This window comes from Actinomadura fibrosa, from assembly GCF_900659615.1.
GTDB classification, from domain to species: domain Bacteria; phylum Actinomycetota; class Actinomycetes; order Streptosporangiales; family Streptosporangiaceae; genus Spirillospora; species Spirillospora fibrosa.
This window is the reverse complement of record NZ_CAACUY010000307.1, coordinates 1-9,259: the sequence shown is the minus strand read 5'-3', so window position 1 is coordinate 9,259 and position 9,259 is coordinate 1. Positions and strand designations below refer to the sequence as shown.

The following is a 9,259-nucleotide window of genomic DNA, read 5'->3' as shown; positions in this document are numbered from 1 at the left end:
CGCCGTCCGGCCCACCCGGGCACGCGCCCGGCACCCCGGCACCCGCCGCGGGCGCCTCCGGCCCGCCGCCCGCCGCTTTCGAGCGGAGCGGCGCGGCTGATACGCTCACCAGCCACGACCGCTCGGCGCGCGACGGCGGCGTGGCACGGTGGGAGCCCCTCGGAATGTCAGTGACGCCCGTCCTCGACCTGCGCGGCATCGACAAGAGCTTCGGATCGGTCAAGGTCCTGCACGACGTCGCCTTCTCCGCCTACCCCGGCGAGGTCACGGCGCTCGTCGGCGACAACGGCGCCGGGAAGACGACGCTGGTCAAGTGCATCGGCGGCATCCACGGCTTCGACGCGGGCGAGTACCGCTTCAACGGCACCCCCGTGCGGCTCGGCAGCCCCCGCGACGCCGCCGCCCTCGGCATCGAGGTCGTCCACCAGGACCTCGCCCTCTGCGAGAACCTCGACATCGTCGAGAACCTGTTCCTCGGCCGCGAGCGCCGCCGCGGACTCGCCCTCGACGAGGACACGATGGAGGAGATGGCGCGCACCACGCTGTCCGGCCTCTCCGTCCGCACGATGGGTTCCGTCCGGCGGCGCATCTCCACCCTCTCCGGCGGGCAGCGCCAGACCGTCGCGATCGCCCGCGCCGTCCTGTGGGACAGCAAGGTCGTCGTCCTGGACGAGCCCGCCGCCGCCCTCGGCGTCGCGCAGACCCAGCAGGTCCTGGAACTCGTCCAGCGGCTCGCCGACAAGGGCCTCGCCGTCGTCCTCATCTCGCACAACATGAACGACGTCTTCGCGGTCTCCGACCGCATCGCCACGCTGTACCTCGGCCGCATGGTGGCCCAGGTGCGCACCGCCGACGTCACCCACCGGCAGGTCGTCGAACTCATCACCTCGGGCGTCAGCGGAGAGCTGGGACTGCGCCGATGATGAAGGGCGGCCCGTCACAAGAGGACATCCGGCGCCACAACCTCGGCACCCTCCTGCGTTTCGTGCACCTCCGCGGCCCCGCGTCCCGCGCGACGCTCGCCGAGTCCCTCGGGCTCAACCGCAGCACCATCATGGCGCTCACCTCCGACCTCACCGCCGCCGGCCTCGTCCGCGAGGAACTCCCGCGCAAGCCCGGACGGCGCGCCGGCCGCCCGTCCCTCGTCGTCCGCCCCGAGTCGACCCGCGTCTACGTCCTCGCCTTCGACGTCGGCGTCGACCGCCTCGTCGTCGCCCGCGTCGGCCTCGGCGGCGTCGTCCTCGACCGCCGCGAGGCGTCCCGCTCCCGCGACTCCGACCCCGCCGACCTGCTCGGCACCCTCGTCGCCGGCGCCCGCTCCCTCGTCCGCAAGGCCGAACGCGACGCCGTGTGCGTCGGCGCCGCCCTCGGCTTCCCCGGCACCGTCCGCCGCGCCGACCACGCCATCATGTTCGGCCCCAACCTCGACGTCGGCGAACTCCGCCTCGGCGACGCCCTCTCCCGCCGCCTCGGCCTCGGCATCCCCGTCTCCGTCTGCAACGACGCCAACCTCGGCGCCCTCGCCGAACACGTCCGCGGCGCCGGCGTCGGCATCGACAACCTCATCTACCTCCACGGCGACGTCGGCGTCGGCGGCGGCCTCATCGTCGGCGGCCGGCTCCTCGGCGGCGACGAGGGCTTCGGCGGCGAGATCGGCCACATGGTCATCAACCCCGGCGGCCGGCGCTGCGCCTGCGGCTCCCAGGGCTGCCTCGAAGCCGAGGTGGGCGAGCGGACCCTCCTCGCCCACGCCGACCGCGAGGAGGCCCCCGGCCAGACCGGCCGCGACGCCGTCCGCGCCGTCGTCGACGCCGCCGACCGCGGCGACATCGTCGCCCGCGAGGCCCTCCACCGCGTCGGCAACTGGCTCGGCCTCGGCGTCGCCAACCTCGTCAACGTCTTCAACCCCGGCCTCGTCATCTTCGGCGGCACCCTCCGCGACATCTACCTCGGCGCCGCCGCCCAGATCCGCAGCGTCCTCGCCACCGACGCCCTCGCCGCCCCCCGCGAGAAGGTCCGCCTCCGCACCGCCGCCCTCGGCGACGACACCACCCTGGTCGGCGCCGCCGAGTTCGCCTTCGCCGAAGTCCTCGACGACCCCATCCAAGTCCTGGCCCGCCTGAAGGCCCCAGAAGTGAGTGTTTAACAGCACCACCCTTGGCGTCGGGCCTTGGCGGCCCTTCCTTCAACGGGCGCTGCGGCGATCGCTGTGTTTATTGCGTCGCCCTTGGCGTCAGGCCCTTGAGGGCCCTCCTTCAACGGGCGGCGCGGCGATCGCTGGCATCGCTCCGGCTCGCCCAGGGGCTCGCTGCGCGATCAAATCCTCGCGAGCTCGGATCTGGCTTCGCACGCGATCGCAACGTTCCGGTCGTTGGCGGCTCGGGCTCAAGACGCTGTGGTCTGTCCGGCTCCACCTCCTCGACGGTCGCCGGGGCGCTTCCAGCCGGGCGCTTCGGTCTCTTGACCTAGGTGCTGCCTGGACCTTTGGCCTAGATCGGGTGCTTTGGGAATCAGTGCGCCTGAACAGCGGCTTTAGTGGGCATGGGGCGCGCGCACGCCGTATCCGCTTGACATCGTGATTCGTGCGGCCCTATCGTCCAAGCAAGCGCTTGGCTAAGAGAAGGGATCGGGTCAGATGGGCCACGGAGCCTCCGCCGCCGCCCTGGCGGGCCACCCGGCCGCGCGACCCGCCGGCCAGGGAATGGACCTCTCCATGCAGGCATCGCCCAACGGCTCGGCGGGAACGCCGGTGACCGACATCGACGGCGCGCGCTTCCGCTCGGTCCTCGGCAGGTTCGCGACCGGCGTGGTCGCCATCACCGCCATCGAGACCGGCACGGGGCGCCCGACGGGCCTGGCCGCCAACTCCTTCACCTCCGTCTCCATCGACCCGCCGCTCGTCGCGTTCTGCGTCGCGCACACGAGCACGACGTGGCCGCGGCTGCGGGGTGCCGACCGGCTCTGCATCAACATCCTCAGCGAGCCGCAGCTTGAGGTCTGCAAGCGCCTGGCCATCAAGGGCGGCGACAAGTTCGCCGGCATCGAGTGGACGGAGTCGCCGAACGGCAGCCCGCTCATCGACGGCGCCCTGGCCTGGATCGAGTGCTCGGTCGAGCAGGAGCACGTCGCCGGCGACCACGTCATCGTCGTCGCCCGCGTCCACGACCTGGACAAGTACCACGAAGGCGACCCGCTGCTCTTCTACAAGGGCGGTTACGGCCGCTTCGTCTGACGTCAACGCGGAGAGGAACCCCTTGGGATTCAGGGACCGGGCTGCGCTTGTCGGGGTTGGGTATACGGAGTTCAGTAAGGACTCCGGGGTCTCCACGTTGACGTTGGCCGTTGACGCGATCCTCGCGGCGCTGGACGATGCCGGGCTGGGCGTGGACGACGTGGACGCGCTGGCCACGCACCGGGTCGGGGACTCGACGCCGCCTTGGGTGGTGGCGCCCGCGCTGGGTGTGCCCGAGGTGTCGTGGTATCTGGACCAGTTCGGCGGGGGCAGCGTCTCGCACTCGGTGATCGGGCAGGCGGCCATGGCGGTCGCGTCCGGGGTCGCCGAGACCGTGGTGTGCTACCGGGCGATCAATGCGCGGTCGGAGTTCCGGATGGGCGGGACGGGACGCGGGCCGGCGCCGATCTTCGATGTGCAGTACCAGGCGCCGTACGGGTACTTCGCGCCGCCGCAGCAGTTCGCGATGTTCGCGCGGGCGCACATGAACGAGTACGGCACGACGCACGAGCAGTTCGGGGCCGTCGCGGTGCAGCAGCGGGCGAACGCGGTGAAGAACGCGCGGGCGCTGAAGCGGGATCCGATCACGCTGGACGACTATCTGGCGTCCCGGTGGATCGCCGAGCCGCTGCGGCTGCTCGACTGCTGCCTGGAGACGGACGGCGCCTGCGCGGTCGTGGTGACGTCGCGGGAGCGCGCCCGGGATCTGCGGCACACGCCCGTGCTCGTGTCCGGGGCGGCGTGGGGAGGCGGGGACAGCTTCTTCTCCGGGACCGGTACCGACTTCACCGTCACCGAGGCCGCGCGGATCGCGCCGCGGCTGTACGCGATGGCGGGGGTCGGGCCCGAGGACGTCGATGTCGCCGAGATCTACGACTGCTTCACCTACTCGGTGGTCGTGCAGTTGGAGGACTACGGGTTCTGCGGCAAGGGCGAGGGCGGCCCGTACGTCGAGTCGGGTGCCACCGCGCTGGACGGTTCCCTGCCGGTCAACACGCACGGCGGGTTCTTGTCGGAGGGGTACGTGCACGGCATCAACCATGTTGCGGAGGCGGTCGCGCAACTTCGCGGGACGGCGGGGGACCGGCAGGTGCCCGGCGCGGAGGTCGCGCTCTCGACCGCGCAGCCCGGTTACGTGCTGGCCGGGACGTCCGCGCTGATCCTGAGGAGCGACGCGTGAGCGCGGGGTTCGTCGTGCCGGAGGTCGACCGTGACTCGGCGCCGTGGTGGGAGGCGGTGCGGCGGCACGAGCTGACCGTTCAGCGGTGCGGGGGGTGCGGGACGCTGCGGTTCCCGGCGCGGGCGGTCTGCAACCGCTGTCGTTCGCGGTCGTGGGAGTGGACGCCGGTGAGCGGGCGCGCGCGGGTCTACAGCTGGGTCGTCAACCATCAGGTCTTCATGCGGTCCATGGCGGAGCGGGTGCCGTTCCCGGTGCTGCTCGTCCGGTTGGACGAGGGTGATGACCTGCTGATGTACGGCAATCTGGTTGAGGGTGACGTCGCCGAGCTTCGTGTGGGGTTGCCCGTCGAGGCCGTGTTCGTGGACGACGGCGACCAGACCCTGGTCAACTGGCGGCCCCGCCGGTGAGCGCCTCGCTCAGCCTTCGGCGGCGGCGCGGGTGTGGAGGGACGGCTTGTCGATCTTGCCGTTGGCGTTGACGGGGAGGGCGTCCACGAGGATGACCCGCCTCGGGACCTTGTAGTTCGACATGTTGCCGCGCGCCCAGGCGATGATCGCGTCCGGGTCGGGTTCGGTGCCCGGCGGCGGGACGACGTAGGCCCAGCCCGCCTCGCCCGTCGCGTCGTCCGGGACGCCGATGACTGCGGCCTGCGCGACGTCGGGGCAGCGCAGGAGGAGGCCCTCGATCTCGGCCGGGTAGGCGTTGAAGCCGGAGACGATGAACATCTCCTTCTTCCGGTCCACGATGGCGATGTTGCCCTGCTCGTCGAGGGTGCCGATGTCGCCGGTGTGGAGCCAGCCGTCGGCGTCGACGGCCTCGGCGGTCCGCTCGGGGTCGTCCCAGTAGCCGCGCATGACGCCGTACCCGCCGACGAGGATCTCGCCCGGTTCGCCGGGGCCGAGGTCCTTGCCGTCGTCGTCGACGATGCGGACGGAGACGCCGGGGACGGCGCGTCCGGTGGAGCCCGCGATGACCTCGACCGGGTCCTCGGGGCGGGTCATCGAGACGACCGTGCCCTCCATCAGCCCGTACGCGTTGATCATGCGTTCGAGGCCGACGCGGTCGGCGAGGCGGCGGATCAGCTCGGGCGGGACGGCGGCGGCGCCGCAAATCGCGACGCGCAGCGAGGACACGTCGCGGGGGGACGGGCCGTCCAGCTCGTCGAGGATCTTGAAGAACATCGGCGGGGCGCCCGCGAGGATCGTGACGCCGTTCCGCTCGATGAGGTCCATGAGCTCGTCGGGCCTGAACAGGGCGATCGGCATCATCGTGGCACGGCGCAGGACGCAGGCCAGCAGGCCCGCGTTGATCCCGAAGCCGTGCGAGAACGGCGCGATGATCGGGTAGCGGTCGCCCTCGCGGAGGGTGACGATCTCCGACCAGTCCCAGTAGCCGCGCAGGAGCTGGGAGTGGAACAGCATGACGCCCTTGGGGGCCCCGGTCGTGCCGGACGTCGCCATGATCGACGCGAGGTCGTCCCCCGTCACCGCGAGGGCCCGTTCCTCGGAGGCTTGGGTGGAGACGGATGTGCCGCCCGCGATGAAGTCCGTCCAGGAGAGGGCTTGGGTGGACGCCGGGCAGCCGCGAAACGTGACCACGTGCTCCAGGTCGGGAAGGTCGCGGTAGGGGCGGCCTTCGGTGGACGGGCCGGCGGTGTCCGCGAGCATGCCGAGGTAGGAGGTGTCCATGAACCCTTCGGCGACGAGGAGCACCTTCGCGCCGACCTTGCGGAGCAGCCCGGTCGCCTCCAGGCCCTTGAAGCGGGTGGACAGCGGGGCGATGACCGCTCCCGCGTCCCAGACGCCGTAGGCGGCGACGACCCATTCGGGGGTGTTCGGCGCCCACACCGCGACCCGGTCGCCGGGGGAGACCCCGAGCGCCATGAGGGCGCGGGACGTCTCCGCCGCCGCCCGGGCCAGCTCGGCGAGCGTCAACCGGGTGTCGCCGGCGGCGACGACCTCGACGCCGCCGTGGCCGGCGGCCTGCTCCCGCAGCATGCGCGGGATCGTGCCCCACGCGGGGACGGGCTGGAGGTCCATCCGCGGCTCCTAGGACAGCTGGGACCGGTCGCGGCCGAGGTGGTGGCCGCGCTCGTCGGTGACGGTGCCGGGCCGCCGGTCCTCGGAGACCTCGGGCTCGACGACGACGTCGACGGACACGGGGGTCAGCGCGTAGAGGGCCTGCGCGATGCGCGACCTCCACATCGGGTTCTTGACGAGGGTGTCGCGTGTGAACGTGACGTGCAGCGCGGCGGCGTCGAGCGTGCCCTCCCGCCGGATCCGCAGGTCCCATGTCGCGAGCCCGTCGATCCGGGCGAGCGCCGAGGCGATCTTCGGGACGGACAGCCAGCGGCCCCGGACGAGGACGTGCTCCCCGACGGTGTGCGCGGGCGCCGGAACCCCCGGCTCGCCGCCGGTCAGCCGGACGGCGTGACCGGTGCGCAGCGCGGCGCCGCCGAGCGTGGAGTGCCAGGCCGGCGTGACGACGATCTCGGCGAGGCCCTCCTCGTACGGGGCGTCGAGGAGCGCGTCCTTGCCGGGCGGCGCGAGCCCCAGCAGGCCGTCGCGGATCGGCGTCAGCACGGCGTCGGACGGTGCGCGCTGCGCGATCGGGACGCCGAGGAACGGGTCCGCGTACAGCTCCCGCACCGACGCCTCGAACTCGCTCGCGAGCTGCGCGGCGGTGTTCGGCGACGGAATCTCGCCGACGAGCAGGATGTGCCGCAGCTCCAGGTCGAGCGGGTCGAGGAGGAACTCCAGGTGGAGGCGGGCCAGGAAGTCCATCGCGCCCGTGGGCGTCGCGACGAGTGCGGTGGCGCCGACGGCCTCCAGGGCCGCGTTGAGCCGCATCCGTCCGCGCGGGCCGACGGACGCGGCGGCCTGCGCGACGTCGGCGGCGGCCTGCGCGACGAGCGACCCGGCGGGCTCGCCGTCGTCGTTGAGCGCGACGACGACGCGGTCGGACGGGCCGATCCCGGCGGCGCGCAGGGTCTCGGCGGCGAGGTCGCGGGCGGTGTCGCGGTCCGGTCCGGCGAGCGGGGCGACCACGTCGGCCTCGGGGGAGACGGACAGCAGGCCCGCCGCGCCCCGTCCGGCGGGGAACGCCGCGCGCGTGATCCAGGCGGTCACTTCGCGACCTCCCGCATGAACAGCTCCATCGACGCGCAGACGTTCTCGTGGGCGAGCCCGCCGACCTGCGCCTGGAGGATGAGGTCGGTGGCGCCGGCGGCGGCGATGCGCTCGGCCGCCTTGCGCGACCCCTCGACGTCGTCGATGACGACCATGGTCTCGTCCCGCAGGATGCGCATCGCCTCCTCCGGCGGCATCCCGACGGCCTGCTGGCCGAGGACGCGGTGGGTGGCGTGCCGCGCGTCGGTGTAGTCGGGCGGCGCGACCAGGTTGATCTGGCGGCGCAGGTACCACAGCACGGCGTCGGCGGCGGTGTCGACCGCCTCCTGCTGGGTCGGCGCGACGTACCAGGGGATCATCAGCGCGATGCGGCGGGACTCGGGGTCGAAGCCGTTCTCGGCGAGGCACCGCTTGTACGCGGCGATGTCCTCGGCGACCTCGTCGAGCCCCTTGAGCATCGTCATGCCGAGGAGGTTGTAGCCCTGCTTCGCCGCGGCGAGGTAGCCGTCCAGCGAGGTCGACGCGACCCACACCGGCGGGTGCGGCTCCTGCACCGGGCGCGGGTAGACGGCCACGTCCGGGACCTCGAAGAACTCGCTCGACCGCGAGACGGGCTGCCCGTCGGCGTTCCAGATCGCGAGGACGGCCTCCAGCGACTCCTCCCACAGCTTGCGGGACTGCTCGAAGGGGCGCTGGAACGCCTGGTACTCCAGCGGCGACGCGCCCCGTCCGGTTCCGAACTCCACCCGGCCCCCGGAGATGACGTCCAGGGTGCCGACGCGCTCGGCGGTGCGGATGGGCGACTGGAAGGGGAGCAGGACGACGCCGAGGCCGAGGCGGATCCGCTCGGTCCGCTGGGAGATCCCGGCGAGCACCAGGTCGGGCGCGGAGGAGTGCGAGAAGCCCCGGGTGAAGTGGTGCTCGACGAACCACGCGGTGTCGAAGCCCAGCCGGTCGGCCAGCACGACCTGGTCCATCACGTTCGCGAACGCCCGGCGTTCGACCTCGCGGGAACGTCCGCGCACCTCGAGTTCGTAGCCAAGGCTGACCCGTAGGGACGTCATCGAGCCTCCGTTAGTGTATGACCAAGCGCTCGCTTGGGACACTAGCAGCAGCCGACCATCGCAACAAGTCGCGGAAGGGCGCCCGGCACGGCGTTAACGCCGTCACCAGGGCGGGAAGAGCGGCTAGCGCCGGGGGCACTCGCCCGGAGCGGGAGCGGGAGCGGGGACGGCGGAGTACGGCGTCACGAAGGCGGCCGCCATGAGGCCGTCCGACATCAGCCGGCCCGCCCCGGCCAGCCTGCTCCTGACGCGCTGCGGCACCCGGGGGCCGTCGTGCAGGACGACCCAGGCGATCCAGCCGACGGCGACGACCGCCCAGTACGACACGAGCCGGTACAGGCCGACGGCCGCCGCGGCGGGCGACAGCGCCGCGCCGAACGCGACCAGCGACGCCGCCATGCTGCTCTCGATCGCGCCGAGGCCGCCGGGCAGCAGCGGCAGGGCGCTGCCCGCCGCCTGCGCCGCGAAGTAGGTGAGGGCGACCCCGTGCGGGTCGACGTCGATGCCGACCGCGCGCGCCGCCGCGAGCAGCGCCAGGATGTCGAACACCCAGTTCAGGGCCGCGAGCAGGGTGAGCGCCGCCCAGTCGGCGGCCGTCGGCCGCAGGACGTCGCGGGCGCCCGCCAGCCGCTCGGCGTGCGGCGCGACCCGCGGA

At 72.8% G+C, this 9,259-nt stretch carries 9 protein-coding genes; 5 read left to right on the top strand and 4 right to left on the bottom strand.

The window, feature by feature from the left end; all coding sequences use genetic code 11:
* Positions 1-164 precede the first annotated feature (164 nt).
* The 5 genes from E1300_RS44030 (at position 165) to E1300_RS44010 (ending at position 4,819) form a co-directional block, all read left to right on the top strand.
* Complete coding sequence (locus tag E1300_RS44030; protein WP_131763226.1) at positions 165-923, top strand: ATP-binding cassette domain-containing protein; 759 nt, start codon at positions 165-167, stop codon at positions 921-923.
* Positions 923-2,146 (top strand): ROK family transcriptional regulator, encoded by a 1,224-nt coding sequence (locus tag E1300_RS44025; protein ID WP_131763228.1) that lies wholly within the window; start codon positions 923-925, stop codon positions 2,144-2,146. Before E1300_RS44030 ends, E1300_RS44025 begins: the two co-directional genes overlap by 1 nt.
* A gap of 567 nt (positions 2,147-2,713) precedes the next feature.
* A complete protein-coding gene (locus E1300_RS44020; RefSeq protein ID WP_131763227.1) occupies positions 2,714-3,232 on the top strand; it encodes a flavin reductase family protein in 519 nt (172 codons plus the stop codon).
* 22 nt (positions 3,233-3,254) lie between these two features.
* Positions 3,255-4,412, top strand: coding sequence for a thiolase C-terminal domain-containing protein (locus E1300_RS44015; RefSeq protein ID WP_131763225.1), 1,158 nt, complete (start codon positions 3,255-3,257; stop codon positions 4,410-4,412).
* Positions 4,409-4,819, top strand: a complete 411-nt coding sequence (locus tag E1300_RS44010; RefSeq protein ID WP_131763224.1) for a Zn-ribbon domain-containing OB-fold protein — start codon at positions 4,409-4,411, stop codon at positions 4,817-4,819. Before E1300_RS44015 ends, E1300_RS44010 begins: the two co-directional genes overlap by 4 nt.
* Before the next feature lie 9 nt (positions 4,820-4,828).
* Here the strand turns inward: E1300_RS44010 and E1300_RS44005 are convergent, their stop codons facing one another.
* From E1300_RS44005 to E1300_RS43990, 4 genes are all read right to left on the bottom strand, one after another.
* Positions 4,829-6,451, bottom strand: coding sequence for an AMP-binding protein (locus E1300_RS44005; RefSeq protein ID WP_131763223.1), 1,623 nt, complete (start codon positions 6,449-6,451; stop codon positions 4,829-4,831).
* Positions 6,452-6,460: 9 nt separating this feature from the next.
* Positions 6,461-7,540 (bottom strand): phenylacetate--CoA ligase family protein, encoded by a 1,080-nt coding sequence (locus tag E1300_RS44000; protein ID WP_131763222.1) that lies wholly within the window; start codon positions 7,538-7,540, stop codon positions 6,461-6,463.
* A complete protein-coding gene (locus tag E1300_RS43995) occupies positions 7,537-8,604 on the bottom strand; it encodes an LLM class flavin-dependent oxidoreductase (RefSeq protein WP_131763221.1) in 1,068 nt (355 codons plus the stop codon). The genes E1300_RS44000 and E1300_RS43995 overlap by 4 nt, the downstream gene beginning before the upstream one ends.
* A 123-nt stretch (positions 8,605-8,727) precedes the next feature.
* Positions 8,728-9,259 (bottom strand): flippase-like domain-containing protein (locus tag E1300_RS43990; RefSeq protein ID WP_131763220.1); only part of this gene is annotated, 532 nt, incomplete at its 5' end.